We start from the raw sequence: 15,275 nt of genomic DNA, 5'->3' as shown, positions 1-15,275 counted from the left end.
GGCATAAAGGTATTTATGCCCATCGATTCATGTACCGTTCATGAGTACAGGGATTGACACCTGAATGAGCATTTAGGTTATGTCAAAAATGCAATTTAATCAGGCTGATTATCCACACAGGCGCTATAACCCTTTAACAGGGCAGTGGGTAATTATCTCACCACATAGGCTGAAACGACCGTGGATTGAGGTAGAGAAACCATTACAGCCTCCTGTATCTCCAGTTTACGATAAACAGTGTGCTCTATGCCCGAATAACACGCGTGCCTCAGGGGATATTAATCCTGATTATCAGGATATCTACGTATTTCAGAACGATTATTCAGCCTTATTGCCGGAAACTCCTGTTGTCGCCACTACTGACGATCCGCTGTTTATAAGTCAACCGGCAAGAGGAACCTGCTGCGTTATCTGCTTTTCACCAAACCACAGTAAAACCTTTCCTGAATTATCTCTGACAAATATCCGCCGTATTATTGATGTCTGGAACAGTCAAATAGAAGAACTTGGACAACGCTATATCTGGGTTCAGGTATTTGAGAATAAAGGGGAGATGATGGGGTGTTCCCAGCCTCATCCACACGGACAAATATGGGCCAGTGATTTTTTGCCTAATGAGCTGGTTCGCAAAGATGAGTTACTGAGGCAATATTATGATCAGCATGGCGCTAATTTATTACTGGATTATGCCAGAGCTGAACAGAAAAACGGTGTGCGCACAGTCGTGGATACCAAATACTGGCTGGCTGTTGTGCCTTATTGGGCGGTGTGGCCGTTTGAAACAATGTTGTTGCCGAAAAGCCCTATCCGGCGTATGAATGAACTGACAGAAGTGCAGCGTGAAGACCTGGCCGTTGCGATGAAAAAACTGACCAGCCGATACGATAACCTGTTCCAATGCTCCTTTCCTTATTCTATGGGCTGGCATTTCGCTCCTTTTTTTACCAATAAACAGGCCGATATTGAGCACTGGCAGTTACATGCGTTGTTTTATCCGCCATTATTGCGTTCTGCAACTATCCGTAAATTTTTAGTGGGTTATGAGATGCTGGCTGAATCCCAGCGCGATCTGACACCGGAACAGGCTGCACAACGGCTGCGGGATGTCAGTGATGTTCATTTCAGGAGTTGAAATCCCTGATACAGCATTTTACGAGGAGCGCGGTGATGAAGGCATTAATTCAAAAAGTCACTGAATCTTTTAATGTAGTTTTTCACTCTTCACCGACTCATTTTTTTCAGGCTCCCGGACGGGTGAATTTAATTGGCGAACATACCGACTATAACGAGGGGTTTGTCTTACCCTGTGCGATTGATTATCAGACGGTAGCTGCTGCTGCCAAACGCGATGATACGCTGATCCGGGTGATTGCTGTTGATTATCAAAATGATCGTGATGAATTCGATCTCTCTAAGCCGATCCCTTTTCATCAGGATAAAATGTGGGCGAATTATATCCGCGGTGTGGTGGTGATGTTGATCCAACATGGTTACTCATTTGGTGGAATGGATATCGCAATAAGCGGGAATATCCCACAGGGGGCGGGTCTCAGCTCTTCGGCATCGCTGGAAGTGGTTATCGGCCTGACCATCAACGTGCTTTATCAGCTCGGCATTAATCGGAAGTTGATTGCCGTTAATGGACAGCAGGCTGAAAATCAATTTGTCGGCTGTAAATCCGGTGTCATGGATCAACTTATTTCAGCCTGCGGCGAAGAAGGTCACGCTTTGCTGATTGATTGCCGCCCCCTTGAAATACAGGCTGTTCCGATGCCGAAAAATATCACAGTGATGATTATTAATTCCAATCGGCAGCGCGGTCTTGTAGACAGCGAATACAATATGCGGCGTCAGCAGTGCGAAGCAGCTGCCCGAATTCTCGGTGTCCGGGCATTGTGCGATGTCTCTATTCATGATTTCAATGCGAAGCAGAAACAATTGGATGCTGTGCTTGCCAAACGTGCCCGCCATGTTGTCACTGAAAATGCCCGGACTCAGGCTGCTGCTGTAGCTTTAAAGTCAGGAGACTTATCCCGTCTCAGCCAGCTTATGGCTGAATCTCACCACTCCATGCGTGACGATTTTGAAATTACTGTCCATGAAATAGATGTTCTGGTGGAGATTGTGAAAAATGTTATTGGAGAGCAGGGAGGGGCTCGTATGACGGGAGGTGGTTTTGGCGGTTGTATCGTTGTATTGCTTCCCTCTGATTTGGAGAGCGATGTGAGACAGGCCATCGAAAGTGAATACCAGATAAAAACTGGCCTGCAAGCGTCTATTTACATTTGTCAGGCAAGCAGGGGGGCAAGCCAGTTGATAAATCAGGCATAAATGGCTGGCTTTTATTTTTGGTTAACTTATATTCAGGTTGAATCTGGGCATGAGTAAACATTTGTCTTATTTTTTTATAAAGAGGAGTGTTGTCTTGAATAGCAATCTGCAATACGAAGAATTACAACAACAATGGTCATCAGTTGATAGTTATCTAAAGAAGAGCCTGTTACATCCTGTATCTCATCTCGAACAAACCCTTGAATATAACGCCAGTCAGGGATTACCTGCCATTGATGTTTCCGCCCTGCAAGGGCAGTTTTTGATGATGATGGTTCAGATCAGCGGAGCAAAACGCATTCTCGAAATCGGCACGTTAGGTGGCTATAGTGCTCAATATATGGCCAAAGCATTACCCGATGATGGTTTACTCATCACGCTGGAAAAAAATCCCAAAATGGTACAGATTGCACGGCGTAATATCGAATTAGCTCAACTCACTCATAAGATTGAAGTTATCGAGGGAGATGCCAATGAGACTTTACCAACGTTGAGTGAAAGAGCACCTTTCGATCTGATTTTTATTGATGCTGATAAACGGAGTAGCCAGATTTATCTCGATTGGGCAATTAAACTGGGGCGTCCGGGCAGTATTATCATCATGGATAATGTCGTTCGTGGCGGTGCAGTTATCCATGATCAGCGTGATGAATTCGCTAAAGGTATTCATCAGACACTGGATAAGATACTTAATCGTCCGGAAATCACCGTAACTGCTTTGCAGACTGTAGGCGAAAAAGGCTGGGATGGATTTGCATTGTTACGGATAAATGATGACGTGAATTAATTCGGGCAGGGTAAAATTCCAGTTACATTCCCTTTGGTAGATCCCTGCTGGTGGCACCGTCAGGCGTATTTCAGCCAGAGATCTACCGAGAATTTTACCTGTCGTCTTTCAGGCTGTCTTAAAGAAGCAACCTGAAATCCATTGGTCGCTGGCACTTCTTCAACTCCGAATTTTATGGATTTTTTCCTCTGTATTTGGTCCATTAATTACTTTGGCTTCCCTTGCTGATTGGCATGCCTTACGTTCATTTGATTCACGATCTTTAATCACTTTCGCCGTTTCATCTACAGTAGGAAGTGAAAATCCCATATCATCATAGGCTCCGAAACCGGTCAGATGGTAACTACTGAATGGGGCATCCACAGGAATACGGAATTCCTTTTTTTCTCCCGGTGCCAGTGAATCAAATGAATACACAATGAGTGATTGCGGGTCGCAGGTTGTATTAAGGGGTAAAATTGCCAGATATCCACCAGCCACAGGCTCATCTCCCTGATTTTGCATTGTTCCCCCGACGAAGAATTGTCCTTTTGCTCCCAATCCCATGTGGAATAACAGGTGAGCTTCCCCTTGTGCCCACAGTACCGGGCTGAAAAAGCCACTTATCATTAATATCAATAACATTCTGTATGAGTAACTTCCCCGTTTCATTGTCTCTCCTCCTTTACTGAATGATTGTATTCTGGCTCAGTGAATTGCCTATATTACTGATTGGATGGTGGTGTCAGAGAGACACACTTTGCTGTTTTTTTTACATCTTCTGAGTCTGCGTCCTGAGGTTCATTGAGCAGTTTTTTGAACTGTTCAGGATCCAGCAGGGCGATATAACTGGTTAAATAATGGTTGCATCTCAGACTGTCAGTGATATTGAGGCCATCCGGTGCTTTAAGGATCGTTGATTTTGTCAGGGATTCATACTCCAGTATGAATGGAATGTCAGGAGGCAGATGAGGCACCAGATCATTTTCATATCTGAATGTTTCATAGTTTGCAAAATGGTTATCGATATAGTTAATAAATTCATGGTTACCGGCTTTTGGGCTGGCAAACAGGATTGCTTTGTGTTTATCGCCAAGCAAGGGAATATCTCTCATAAGATAGGTCGCAATGACTGCGCCAAGGCTATGACCCAATATAGTGTATGCAGTATTGATACCGATGAATTGAGCAACCGCATTGGGAAATCTGAGGTGGCTGTAACTATCTTTAGATTCAGGCTCAACAATAGTCAGTTTCAGTGAATTATAAACACTATAAAATCCCATACTGACTTTTTGTTGAGGAGTATCAGCCCACGGTGAGGTGAAGACTGGTACGATATCATGTAATGCTTCAAACAGATTGGAGCTGTCGGTACCCCTGATAACAATGACATACTCTGCCGGCGTTTTTTTATTCTTAGCAATATATCCATAACAAACATGGTTAGGCAGCATAATTAAAAATTGCTGATTACTTTTGGGGTTTACGGAAAAAGAGAGATCATTACCACTAATATAGGCTACCAGATCCCAGCCATCTTCTGCTAAACGCGGGTCTGCGGGGGGAGTCGGATTATTGTAATACTGACTGTTCATCTCTGCTGCATACAGTATCAATGATGCCTGTTGAGCTTCTTTGGTTAACATATTGTTATACATTATTATTAACTCCTCTTGATACCGCTCGTTTTTCCGGTGGCCTTTTAGCTGTGTCGTTCCTTTTCATTCGCCGAGGCGAAACTGGAAATTCAGCGGGTATATTATTATTGGCTGTGTGTATCTGTCATTTTTGTTGTACTGCAATATCAAATTTTATCAGCATAAAAAATACAGAAAGGATAATTTAAGCGTATATCATCCTGACAGGATTTCTGAGAATTTGAGTCATTGATATAGCATTTTAGTTAAGAGTCTGTATTAGAAAGTACTTACTATTGTTCAATATCGAATTAATTAATTACTTTTAGTTATATGTAGTTTTGATTTGTTCTTTTTAATCTATTGTCTAACGGCGTTATTCTTCACGGATCTATAAGTCTTACTTTCAAATATTACTGAATATTAAGAGGCTAATATGTCTGCACCACGTTCGGTTCTGGAGTTGATCGGGAATACACCGTTGCTGGAACTGACCCATCTGGATACCGGCCCATGCCAACTCTTTATTAAGCTAGAGAACCAGAATCCGGGCGGTTCTATTAAAGACAGAGTTGCACTCTCAATGATTGAACAGGCAGAAAAACAGGGGTTACTGAAACCCGGTGGCACCATCATTGAAGCAACGGCTGGTAATACCGGTATTGGGTTAGCACTGGTTGCTGCCATGAAAGGTTATAAGCTGATACTGGTTGTACCGGATAAGATGAGCAGGGAAAAAATATATCACCTGAGAGCATTGGGAACGGATGTCCGTCTGACCCGTTCTGATGTGGGTAAGGGGCATCCGGAATATTATCAGGATTATGCGTTGCGTCTGTCGAAGGAAATCAGTGGCGCGTATTACATTGATCAGTTTAATAATGCATCTAATTCACTGGCTCATATGACAACGACCGGCCCTGAAATATGGCAGCAGATGGAACACGATGTAGATGCTGTTGTTGTTGGTGTGGGATCAGGCGGAACGCTTGGCGGTTTAAGCCAGTATTTCCGGGAAGTTTCTCCCGATACCCGATTTATTCTTGCTGATCCTAAAGGCTCTATTCTTGCTGATTATGTTGAATACGGCCATTACGATGAAGCGGGAAGCTGGTTCGTTGAAGGGATTGGCGAGGATTTTATCCCACCGCTGGGGGATTTTTCTAATATTAGTCATGCTTACCGGATCACTGATGCTGAAGCATTTTCTTGTGCTAGGGAGCTGCTTTTACAGGAAGGTGTTCTTGTTGGTTCATCTTCAGGCACGTTATTGTCTGCGGCATTACGCTATTGCCGGGCACAGAAAACACCAAAGCGTGTGGTAACTCTGGCTTGTGATAGTGGCAATAAATATTTATCCAAAATGTTTAATGACTACTGGCTACTGGAACAAGGGCTGCGTTCACAGCAGAAAGAAAATGATTTAAGTGATTACGTGACATATCGCTACCGGGATGGCGCGACAGTTTTTGTTTCTCCACAGGATACCCTACAGATTGCTCATGGGCGAATGCGGTTGTATGACATTTCGCAACTCCCTGTACTCGATAATGACCAGATTGTCGGCATTATTGATGAGTGGGACTTGATGAATGCCATTCAGGCTGATTCTCATAATTTCTCTTTATCAGTCAGTCAGGCCATGACCAGCCAGGTTAAGACTCTCCATAAAAATGCACCATTGGAGCAACTGGTTGCAACCTTTGATGCGGGTCATGTGGCGCTGATTGTTGATGATAATAAAAACTTTATTGGCCTTGTTACCCGTACTGATGTGCTGAACGCATGGCGTCAACAACTCAATTAACCTATTTCAGGAATAACTTAATGACTAAATTTGATACTAAAAGCGTTCACGCCGGCTATGTCCCTGATCATACAGGGGCTGTAATGCCTGCAATCTATGCCACATCCACTTATGCGCAACCTGCACCGGGTCAGCATACGGGATACGAGTATTCCCGTAGTGGCAACCCCACGCGGGATGCTCTGGAGCGGGCGATTGCTGAACTGGAAAATGGCAGCCGGGGTTATGCATTTGGCTCGGGTTTAGCAGCCAGTTCGACGATTCTGGAATTACTTGATAAAGACAGTCACATCGTTGCTGTGGATGATCTGTATGGCGGTACTTACCGATTACTGGAAAAAGTGCGTCGCCGGACTGCCGGATTGCGTGTCACCTATGTCGAAGCGGGAGATACTGCGGCACTGGAAGCGGCTATCCAACCTGATACAAAAATGATTTGGGTGGAAACGCCAACCAACCCATTGCTTAAACTGGCAGATTTGGCCGCAATTGCTCAGGTAGCACAACACCATAAAATTATCAGTGTTGCAGATAATACGTTTGCTTCTCCTTATATCCAGCGCCCATTGGATTTAGGGTTTGATATTGTTGTTCATTCCGCAACTAAATATCTGAATGGTCATTCCGATGTTGTTGCTGGCCTTGCGGTAGTGGGAAACAATGCTGAATTGGCTGAGCAGCTTGCTTTCCTGCAAAATTCAATTGGTGGGATCCTTGACCCTTTCAGTAGTTTCCTTGTCTTGCGTGGTATACGGACACTATCACTGCGTATGGAAAGACATATCAGCAATGCAGAAAAAATTGCCCACTGGCTGGAACAGCAGCCACAAATAGAAAAAGTCTTTTACCCTGGTCTTGATTCTCATCCTCAGCATGAGCTGGCGAAGCGTCAGATGAAAGGTGCTGGTGGCATGATTTCTATTGTGCTGAAAGGGGATGATGATGCTACTCATCGGATGATAAAAGCACTGAAACTATTCACACTGGCAGAAAGTCTGGGTGGCGTGGAAAGTCTGGTTGGTCAGCCATTTACCATGACTCATGCATCTATTCCGTTGGAAAAACGTTTAGCGGCAGGCATTACACCACAATTAATCCGTCTTTCAGTGGGTATTGAGAATGTCGATGATTTGATTGCCGATTTATCGCAGGCTCTTAGCGCAGCAAATCTGTAAAGCTGAAATACACACGTCGTCTTTCAAGTTGCCTCTTTGTTGGTTGTGTTCGCTCACCCCAGTCACCGTTTTTATAAACATACGGTTATCTATGTGACTGGGGGGTTTCTCCCTTGCCGCCGGGACGCACCTTGAAATTCATTGTGTATAATATGCCAGCCCGATTTTCGGGTTGGCATTTTTTTATGTTTTTATTTCTATACAGACTCAGTTTTGCCCGCCACTTCTATAGCATGGCCTACTCGTAGTACTGTTGCATCATCCATTGCCCGGCCAATCACTTGTATACCAATAGGCAGGCCTTGTTTATCCTTCGCTACAGGCAGTGTTAAGGCCGGTAGCCCCGTGATATTGGCAGGAGTGCATAGGCGAAGATAGGCATTTATGATGGTTTCCTGAGAATTGTCAGACCAAGTAAACGATTCCTGCCCGACGAGCGCTGCTGTCTCAGGGACTGTAGGCGTGAGTAAGATATCGATATCATTAAATAATGTATTCCACTGCTGGCATATTATCCGTCTGGCTCGTTGTGCTTTCAGATAATCTCCGGCAGGTAACAACTGGCCTGCTTCAAGGAAAGTCCGCACATCATCCCCATACAGTGATGCAGACTTACGTAAAGTACGAGAATGTATTGAAGCCGCCTCAGCCACTGTGATGCCCCACTGGGTTGGCATCAGGTAATCTGCCAGAGGTATGTTGACGGTCGTGACTTCAGCTCCCTGCTGTTTAAGGCGTTCTGCGGTCTGTTTTACGGCTGCTTTCACTGATTCAGCAACCTGATCAAAATAATAGTTTTGTGGAATGCCAACCCGTAATCCTTTAATTTCCTGTTTAGAGAAATCCGCATAATTTGTATTCGGTGCCTGACGGCTTGCCGGGTCACGTTCATCAAAGCCCATTAATGCCTGTAATATTAATCCGGCATCTTCTACTGTTCGGGTCATCGGCCCGGCATGATCCAGTGACCATGCTAGTGGCGTAACACCATAACAGGAAACTAATCCATAGGTCGGTTTAAAGCCGACAATTCCGCACAGTGCGGCCGGTATTCTGATAGAACCGCCGGTATCTGTTCCCATTGCTGCCAATACTCCGCCGTAGGCTACCGCAGCAGCAGAACCACCACTGGAGCCGCCAACGATACGACGAGTATCAAGAGGATTACGTGTTTGTGGCGTAGTTACACCAAATGCAAATTCGTGAGTATGGGTTTTCCCCAGTAAGATGGTACCTGCACGATGTAAAGCATCCGTTACTGCACTGTTGGATTGGGCAATATGTCCTGCTCGGACTTTAGAGCTGGCTGTGGTCGGTTTACCGGCGACATTGAACAGGTCTTTCAATGCCAGAGGGATCCCATGTAACGGCCCGCGATATTTTCTCTGACTGATTTCACGTTCTGCCTGTTTGGCCTGTTCCCGTGCCTCTTCCGCCCAGACAGATACAAAAGCATTAATCTCTGGCTCTGCTATTTTTATATTGGCAAGGGCGGCATCAACCAGCTCTACCGGAGATAATGTCTGTGCAGCAATCGCTTGACTGGCTTGAGAAATAGTCAGGTTTTTCAGGTCAATCATATTTTTCTTTCTCCTCCGGCATTGAAAGCCAGCGCCGGAAGATCAGCATCATCCATCGGCAGCTCATCTAATCGGGCGATTGCCGTACGGATATGATGCAGTGCTCCTGCAATATATTGCGCTCGCTCTGCATCCAGTATCAGGCCGACACTGGCTGCCAGTAATTGTGTTTCTTCCGCAGATAAAGGATCAGGTACTGTTATATTCATATTATTTCCTTAACGGTATTGAGATATTTTTATTCAATATTGTCAGTAGAATAGCCAGTAAAACCAGAGCTATGATGACTGCTCCGTAGACATTGACCGCAACCAGCAAACCAGACTGATGGGCGAAATAACCAATCGCAATTGTAGGAACACTGTTGGCAAGGTAACTTTCAATATAAAAAGCGCCCATCAGACCGCCTCTTTCATGAGGTTCAGCCAGTGGTAATACGGTTCTTATCGCACCAAGAAAGGTTGCTCCAAAGCCGAATCCAGTGATAACTGAGCCTATCAGCAATAGCATGACATATTCCCGATTTGCAGCCAGTAGGATCAGTAATAACCCTGTTGCTAAAGCGAGTTCACCTGATAACAGGGTCATAAAAGAGGTTAGTTTACGGGCGGCGATGATTGCAATCGCACCACTGAGCGTTAATGCTGCGACTGAAAGGCCTCCCATCCACGGTGATGTTGTGTGAGTTGTTGCAACAATCAGTGATGGCATGAGAGATAAGTAGAATCCACCGATCATCCACACAGCAAAATTAGCCGGAGTAATTGCCCGTAACGCATTGCGGGCCTGTACGGGCACCATAATGCGGGGGCGTAGGCTTTCCCATGCTCCCGAACGACGTTGTACAGTTTCAGGAGCCAGTCGGGTAAGAATGAATACCACCAAAAACACAATCAGTAATAAAACATATATGGTGTGGAGTGGGTCGGGAGCAAATACCAGCAATGTGGTGCTGCCTAATGCACCGGCAGCCATACCCAGCATCGGTGCAATACTGTTAATCAGCGCCCCACGTTCTCTGTTCATATCTAACAGAGCAGCCCCTACAGAAGCAGTCGCCAAGCCGGTTGCAAGCCCTTGTATAATGCGTGCACCTACCAGCCATGCGGGATCAGAGGCCAGTAAAAAAGTACTCATTGATATGATTTGTAACACTAAGGCTAAACTAATCACCGGTCGTCGCCCTATATGATCTGATAAGCGCCCTGCTATCAATAAAGCCAGCAGCAAAGCTAGTGCATAGGCGGCAAAAATTACCGTCAGTAGCGTTGAGCTGAACCCCCATTCATGCTGGTAAATACGATAGAGTGGCGTAGGTGCACTGGATGCCGCTAAGAAGGCCATTAACGTGATGGCGTGAAGTACAGTCGCGGCTTGGTAAGACATCCGATTGTTATGAGATTGTGGGCAAGAATCAGGTGTGTTATTTGACATAACAACTCCATAAAAGCAAAATGTTAGCTTTAATGATGCTACAAGAATTATCCCACTAACGCAATTTTTTTGCTTTAGTGGGTTTGTGTGAATAGTGACAGAAGTAGGAGCAGAGAAAGAAATGACTCACAGAGCAGCACCGCGTCCCGGTGGTCGTAGTGCCCGCGTGCAGGCGGCTGTCCATCAGGCTGTGCGGGAATTACAACAAGAACTTTCCCGTACTGAATTGACTGTGCCCGCGATTGCTGCCCGTGCAGGTGTGACACCATCAACTATTTATCGCCGCTGGGGGGATTTGTCACAATTACTGGCAGATGTTGCAGTTGAAGAGCTACGGCCGGATCACTCTCCTGTTGAAACAGGTTCATTTCGAACAGATCTTCTGACATGGCTTGAGCAATACTTTGAAGAGATGGCATCTGAACCCGGTCGGGCAATGTTAAGAGATGTACTGGGTACGCCGGGCCATGAATATGCCGGTAAGTGTGATGGATGTATACGCCAGCAAATAGAGGCAATCTGTCAGCGAGCACAGGAAAAAGGCGAAAAATCTATGTCTGTTGATTTGATTATTTCGGGTGTTGTTGCACCGTTAATGTATCGCATCCTATTTGCAAATGATCCCCCTACAAGTGAACAGATACACACATTTTTCGAACAGCTGGAAGCAAGGTAAAGCGAGTTATATTATTCTTAACGTTCCGTGAACAAAGGAGAATGGTTATGGCTGTTTTAGATATACTCACAATTCCTGATGAAAGACTGAAACAGAAATGTGTTGATGTCGCCCATGTTGAAGCTATCCAAACGTTGGTCGATGATATGTTGGAAACAATGTATGACACGGATAATGGCATTGGGCTGGCCGCACCTCAGGTAGGAAGAAGAGAATCTGTATTAGTTATTGATATTTCACCAGAGCGGAATCAGCCTCTGGTTTTAATCAATCCTAAAATCGTTGAAAAAGAACGTAGGGTCGTGAATCAGGAAGGTTGCTTATCAATTCCCGGTTATTATGCTGATGTAGAACGATTTGAAAAAGTGAAAGTAGAAGCGCTGGATCGAAACGGTCAGGCTATCACAGTGGAAAGTGAAGATTTTCTTTCTATCGTGATGCAGCATGAAATTGACCATTTGCACGGTATTATTTTCATCGATTATTTATCGCCATTAAAAAGACAAATGGCACTAAAAAAAGTGAAAAAATATTTGAACAGTAGAGTAAATTAGCGAGAAATGGTAAGTATATAGTTTAATATGCTCCAGTCACTATGGCTATGGTGACTGGAATAAGCGGGGGAGCAGAAAATAGTGAAATTTACGTGGTAACACTAATCAGAACCTATGAAAAAGTGACGAGCTAATAATGGCGCGGTAAGGCTTTTCTTTAAATAAAAACCACGGGGAAGCGTCATAATCGGTTGTCCATATTCACCAATAGCTTCTGTTAATGCCCGGCTGTTCGCCGCTTTTGGGCGCAATTGCAAGACTTCACCGTGACGGGCTGTAATACTCTCAACTTTGCCTAACACGATGAGATCCATCAATTCTTCCCAATCACATCTTAATAACTCTTCTTCAACCGGATTTGGACTCCAGAGGAGCGGAGAACCAACACGACGTTCAGCAAGCGGGATCTCTCTTTCTCCTTCAACCGGCACCCATAAAACACGAGACAGCTTACGCCTGACATGGCAGTTTTCCCATGTGATGCCGCTGTTGCCAGTTAAAGGAGCAACGCAGACAAAAGTGGTTTCCAGAGGCGTGCCTTTTCTGTCCACCGGAATTGTTTTCAGTTCAACACCAATATGCTCAAAATCTTGTTCTGGCTTACTTCCCGCACTCGCGCCCAGATAATATTCAAGCAACATGCCCACCCAACCTTTGTCCCGTTTCAGATTAGGCGGTATGGGAATGCTGGCTTGGGTAGCCAGTTCTCCTAACGTTAAGCCGGCCAGAGACTGGGCTCGCTTAAAGAGTTGTTGTTCGTTTTCTGGTGGTGCTGGTGGTGTGAATTGCATGATTATAAGATATATTTAGCCTTGTTTAAAAAATGAACACAATAATTGTGTAATTTCATTATGAGTTTATCAGTATGCGGATTAACCAGATAATGACATGATATAAAAGATATTTTAATTCGTGTTCTTCGTATTAAAAATAAACTCATTATGATTGTTCACCTATTCACCGTGATAATAAACAGGATCTTACACCATGTTATCCACAGAACTATGGGATAAGTGATGAAAATTGCGATCACTGGTTTGATTTACAGCCTTATCTAAGGTGGTTTTCTACAAAAACCGCATGTATTTGTTTAACTAAAAGGCATATCCTGTGGATAAATTCACCATTGGTTGATATTTGCGCAGTGTAAGAAAAATAGAAAACTGTGATGTTCCGCACAGGTTGAGGTAATGCACGTTATAAACATTAACATAATGAAAAATAATAGGTATTTATTTAATCTTATCAGACGATTGAAAGGGGTAAAGAAAATTATACCTGCATTACCCCTGACTTTTTCACATACATATCCACAGAAAAAGTGAATAAAATTATCATTGTCAGACTATAATTGTTTATAACTTTCGCTTTTTCTGTGAATTATCCTTCCGGAGGTGTAAACCATGCAGATTTAAAGTCAAACCATCCAAAAGTATTCATTTTCACCCCTCTCATGCTTCTTTGCCCCTGTAATTCAAGCCAATGATGGAATAATGGGTGTAACCTATGCTCATCAACGATTTTTTCACACCACTCTTCAACATTCAGCTTATCCTGTCGCCATAAAGAAACCTCGATGTTTAAATCGCTGTTCAGACATTTTTTCAGCAAGGGTATTTCGTAAAGAGTTGCAAACAGTGAAAACTCCAGTGGCTTATAAAAATTGGCGGTGGCTAACCAGACATCACTTTCGTTATCGCCATTGAACCATGTTTCGTAATCCACAATATTGATTGTCAGCTCAACACCATACTTTGCCAGAATAACTTGCAGGATTTTACTGATAGTATGGTACTCATGATGCTGTTGATAAAAAGTGACCGTCAGGCTGGTAATATCTTCCGGTTTCTGACGTTGCGGGAGGAGTTTGCTGTGATGCCAGCGCAGCAATAACCCATACGCCGGTGACCAGTGGCGCTGATAGAAAGGATCACAATGGGCTAATAAATTAATAGGCGTGAGTAAACTACACAGCCAATCGCGCACCTCTTGCCTTGCACATTTTGCCGAGCGTTGATCACTTAACAGGAAATAACAGCCTTCTTCCATTCGGCTATCCAATGAATTGTTATTGTTGCCATCATTTCCCAGATGCAGAGTTGTACAAACCAGTTTTTCTGTCAATTCAGGATGAATCGAGATATTAACTTCATCAAGTAGTGCTCTGAAACCAAAATAGTGATCAAATGCTTTAATTTTTAATTTATGGCTATTATTGGTAACGACCTGATAAGGACCGGTTCCGACTGGGCGTTGAGCAAAGTTGGGCAGGCTTTTCCATTCTTCTGGCAGGATCATGACATGAGGGCTGCCCATCAGAAAGTCAAACCGAGTGTCAGGCTGATGAAGAAAGATATCTACCGTATAGGGAATAGTAGAGGTGATTTTTGCAATGTGGGAAAAAAGCGGAAAGCATTTTAAATGCTCCAGTGAGCTGATGATATCTTTTGCCTGTAATTCTCTGCCGTGGTGGAAATAGATGGCTGGCCGCAGATAAAAACGCCAATGATGTTCTGTCATTTGCTGCCAGTGATGAGCCAGATCACCTTCAACTTCCTCTTTTTCCTCATTTATACGGGTTAATCCGTTGAAAATTTGCCGTATCAGGTGAATTTCTGAACGCCTGAGTGCTGTGCCGGGTAATAAATTTGGAAATGGGCGATAGTAAATAATGCGTAGTGTGCTTTTCCCCTGCCTGAAATTGCGCTCCAGTTGCGATAGTACCATTTGACGGACGGTATTTTTGTCACCGACTAAATGAACTAGCTCCTCAATGTCTTCCTGTTCGAACAGCTTTTCTGCCCGCTGTTGCTGGAGTTCTAGTCCACTACGCAGAAAGTGGAGCCGGGAACGTTTTCCTCTGCCGGCTTCAGCGTGCCAGCGTAACCAGCCAGACTGCTGCATATTATTTAATAGAGAACGGACATGGCGACGTGAACAGTGCAGGATATCAGCGAGTATCTGGAGTGTGGTTTCAGCATTTTCGCCCTGATAATGCTGCCATAACTGGATGAACTGTTGTTGCAGGCGAGGGTTCGGCATAAAAGAGGAACTCCACTGATTTTTCCATCAATTTTTATTTCCTTATATTAAGCCGATAATAAGTCAGATTTAAAGTCATTTATAAGTGGAAAGTTATCACTTACTGACTCCCGATTTTTTGAGTAATGGTATTTTTACCAGCCAGTAAGGCGACTTACTGGCCTTTCTTTTATACACTTCGTCTTTCAAGTTGCCTCTTTGTTGGCTGCGCTCGCTCACCCCAGTCACATAGTTATCTATGCTCCTGGGGATTTACTCCCTTGCCGCCGC

The 15,275-nt window shown here is 44.2% G+C and carries 14 protein-coding genes; 7 read left to right on the top strand and 7 right to left on the bottom strand.

Going from position 1 to position 15,275, the window contains the following annotated elements; genetic code table 11:
• The first annotated feature begins 79 nt into the window (after window positions 1-79).
• From AACS92_RS03285 to AACS92_RS03275, 3 genes are all read left to right on the top strand, one after another.
• On the top strand, window positions 80-1,132 hold the full coding sequence (locus AACS92_RS03285; RefSeq protein ID WP_099109935.1) for a UDP-glucose--hexose-1-phosphate uridylyltransferase: 1,053 nt from the start codon (window positions 80-82) through the stop codon (window positions 1,130-1,132).
• A 35-nt stretch (window positions 1,133-1,167) separates the two neighbouring features.
• On the top strand, window positions 1,168-2,331 hold the full coding sequence (gene galK / locus AACS92_RS03280) for a galactokinase (RefSeq protein WP_099109934.1): 1,164 nt from the start codon (window positions 1,168-1,170) through the stop codon (window positions 2,329-2,331).
• Between the two features lie 94 nt (window positions 2,332-2,425).
• Window positions 2,426-3,118, top strand: a complete 693-nt coding sequence (locus AACS92_RS03275; RefSeq protein ID WP_241537934.1) for an O-methyltransferase — start codon at window positions 2,426-2,428, stop codon at window positions 3,116-3,118.
• Between the two features lie 159 nt (window positions 3,119-3,277).
• On the opposite strand, the gene AACS92_RS03270 is transcribed toward AACS92_RS03275, so the two are convergent.
• Window positions 3,278-3,769 (bottom strand): membrane-associated Zn-dependent protease 1, encoded by a 492-nt coding sequence (locus tag AACS92_RS03270; protein ID WP_099109932.1) that lies wholly within the window; start codon window positions 3,767-3,769, stop codon window positions 3,278-3,280.
• A 53-nt stretch (window positions 3,770-3,822) separates the two neighbouring features.
• Complete coding sequence (locus AACS92_RS03265; RefSeq protein WP_099109931.1) at window positions 3,823-4,758, bottom strand: lipase family protein; 936 nt, start codon at window positions 4,756-4,758, stop codon at window positions 3,823-3,825.
• Between the two features lie 415 nt (window positions 4,759-5,173).
• Between AACS92_RS03265 and AACS92_RS03260 the strand changes: the two genes are divergently transcribed.
• Complete coding sequence (locus AACS92_RS03260; RefSeq protein ID WP_099109930.1) at window positions 5,174-6,544, top strand: pyridoxal-phosphate dependent enzyme; 1,371 nt, start codon at window positions 5,174-5,176, stop codon at window positions 6,542-6,544.
• A gap of 20 nt (window positions 6,545-6,564) precedes the next feature.
• Window positions 6,565-7,719, top strand: coding sequence for a trans-sulfuration enzyme family protein (locus AACS92_RS03255; protein ID WP_099109929.1), 1,155 nt, complete (start codon window positions 6,565-6,567; stop codon window positions 7,717-7,719).
• A 197-nt stretch (window positions 7,720-7,916) separates the two neighbouring features.
• On the opposite strand, the gene AACS92_RS03250 is transcribed toward AACS92_RS03255, so the two are convergent.
• Genes AACS92_RS03250 through AACS92_RS03240 form a run of 3 tightly spaced genes read right to left on the bottom strand, consistent with a single transcriptional unit; the run spans window position 7,917 to window position 10,733 of the window.
• Window positions 7,917-9,299: an amidase gene (locus tag AACS92_RS03250; protein WP_099109928.1), complete on the bottom strand. Its 1,383-nt coding sequence runs from the start codon at window positions 9,297-9,299 to the stop codon at window positions 7,917-7,919.
• Window positions 9,296-9,508 (bottom strand): hypothetical protein, encoded by a 213-nt coding sequence (locus tag AACS92_RS03245; protein WP_099109927.1) that lies wholly within the window; start codon window positions 9,506-9,508, stop codon window positions 9,296-9,298. The genes AACS92_RS03250 and AACS92_RS03245 overlap by 4 nt, the downstream gene beginning before the upstream one ends.
• Before the next feature lies 1 nt (window position 9,509).
• The gene (locus AACS92_RS03240; protein WP_153044760.1) at window positions 9,510-10,733 is read right to left on the bottom strand and encodes an MFS transporter; all 1,224 of its coding nucleotides are present in this window, start codon (window positions 10,731-10,733) and stop codon (window positions 9,510-9,512) included.
• A gap of 121 nt (window positions 10,734-10,854) precedes the next feature.
• Here AACS92_RS03240 and AACS92_RS03235 point away from each other — a divergent pair, with 121 nt between their 5' ends.
• Together AACS92_RS03235 and def are read left to right on the top strand one after the other, a co-directional pair.
• The gene (locus AACS92_RS03235; protein ID WP_099109926.1) at window positions 10,855-11,409 is read left to right on the top strand and encodes a TetR/AcrR family transcriptional regulator; all 555 of its coding nucleotides are present in this window, start codon (window positions 10,855-10,857) and stop codon (window positions 11,407-11,409) included.
• A 47-nt stretch (window positions 11,410-11,456) separates the two neighbouring features.
• Entirely contained in the window at window positions 11,457-11,963 is a 507-nt protein-coding gene (def, locus tag AACS92_RS03230; RefSeq protein ID WP_099109925.1) for a peptide deformylase, read from the top strand.
• Window positions 11,964-12,064: 101 nt separating this feature from the next.
• Here the strand turns inward: def and mutH are convergent, their stop codons facing one another.
• Window positions 12,065-12,754: a DNA mismatch repair endonuclease MutH gene (gene mutH, locus AACS92_RS03225; protein ID WP_099109924.1), complete on the bottom strand. Its 690-nt coding sequence runs from the start codon at window positions 12,752-12,754 to the stop codon at window positions 12,065-12,067.
• A gap of 589 nt (window positions 12,755-13,343) precedes the next feature.
• Window positions 13,344-15,005 carry an HTH-type transcriptional regulator SgrR gene (sgrR, locus tag AACS92_RS03220; RefSeq protein ID WP_099109923.1) on the bottom strand — a complete coding sequence of 554 codons (1,662 nt, stop codon included), beginning with the start codon at window positions 15,003-15,005 and terminating at the stop codon, window positions 13,344-13,346.
• Between the last annotated feature and the right edge of the window lie 270 nt (window positions 15,006-15,275).

Source organism: Xenorhabdus sp. KJ12.1 (genome assembly GCF_963876495.1).
GTDB lineage: Bacteria > Pseudomonadota > Gammaproteobacteria > Enterobacterales > Enterobacteriaceae > Xenorhabdus > Xenorhabdus stockiae.
Note: the sequence above shows the minus strand (reverse complement) of the source record. Positions and strands in the feature narration are given on the sequence as shown.

What these genes read in the sequence shown, in the direction of transcription:
- AACS92_RS03285 (WP_099109935.1), top strand. Translation starts at nt 80, where the DNA reads ATGTCAAAAATGCAATTTAATCAGGCTGATTATCCACACAGGCGCTAT.
- galK (WP_099109934.1), top strand. Translation starts at nt 1,168, where the DNA reads ATGAAGGCATTAATTCAAAAAGTCACTGAATCTTTTAATGTAGTTTTT.
- AACS92_RS03270 (WP_099109932.1), bottom strand. Translation starts at nt 3,769, where the DNA reads ATGAAACGGGGAAGTTACTCATACAGAATGTTATTGATATTAATGATA.
- AACS92_RS03265 (WP_099109931.1), bottom strand. Translation starts at nt 4,758, where the DNA reads ATGTATAACAATATGTTAACCAAAGAAGCTCAACAGGCATCATTGATA.
- AACS92_RS03260 (WP_099109930.1), top strand. Translation starts at nt 5,174, where the DNA reads ATGTCTGCACCACGTTCGGTTCTGGAGTTGATCGGGAATACACCGTTG.
- AACS92_RS03255 (WP_099109929.1), top strand. Translation starts at nt 6,565, where the DNA reads ATGACTAAATTTGATACTAAAAGCGTTCACGCCGGCTATGTCCCTGAT.
- AACS92_RS03250 (WP_099109928.1), bottom strand. Translation starts at nt 9,299, where the DNA reads ATGATTGACCTGAAAAACCTGACTATTTCTCAAGCCAGTCAAGCGATT.
- AACS92_RS03245 (WP_099109927.1), bottom strand. Translation starts at nt 9,508, where the DNA reads ATGAATATAACAGTACCTGATCCTTTATCTGCGGAAGAAACACAATTA.
- AACS92_RS03240 (WP_153044760.1), bottom strand. Translation starts at nt 10,733, where the DNA reads ATGTCAAATAACACACCTGATTCTTGCCCACAATCTCATAACAATCGG.
- AACS92_RS03235 (WP_099109926.1), top strand. Translation starts at nt 10,855, where the DNA reads ATGACTCACAGAGCAGCACCGCGTCCCGGTGGTCGTAGTGCCCGCGTG.
- def (WP_099109925.1), top strand. Translation starts at nt 11,457, where the DNA reads ATGGCTGTTTTAGATATACTCACAATTCCTGATGAAAGACTGAAACAG.
- mutH (WP_099109924.1), bottom strand. Translation starts at nt 12,754, where the DNA reads ATGCAATTCACACCACCAGCACCACCAGAAAACGAACAACAACTCTTT.
- sgrR (WP_099109923.1), bottom strand. Translation starts at nt 15,005, where the DNA reads ATGCCGAACCCTCGCCTGCAACAACAGTTCATCCAGTTATGGCAGCAT.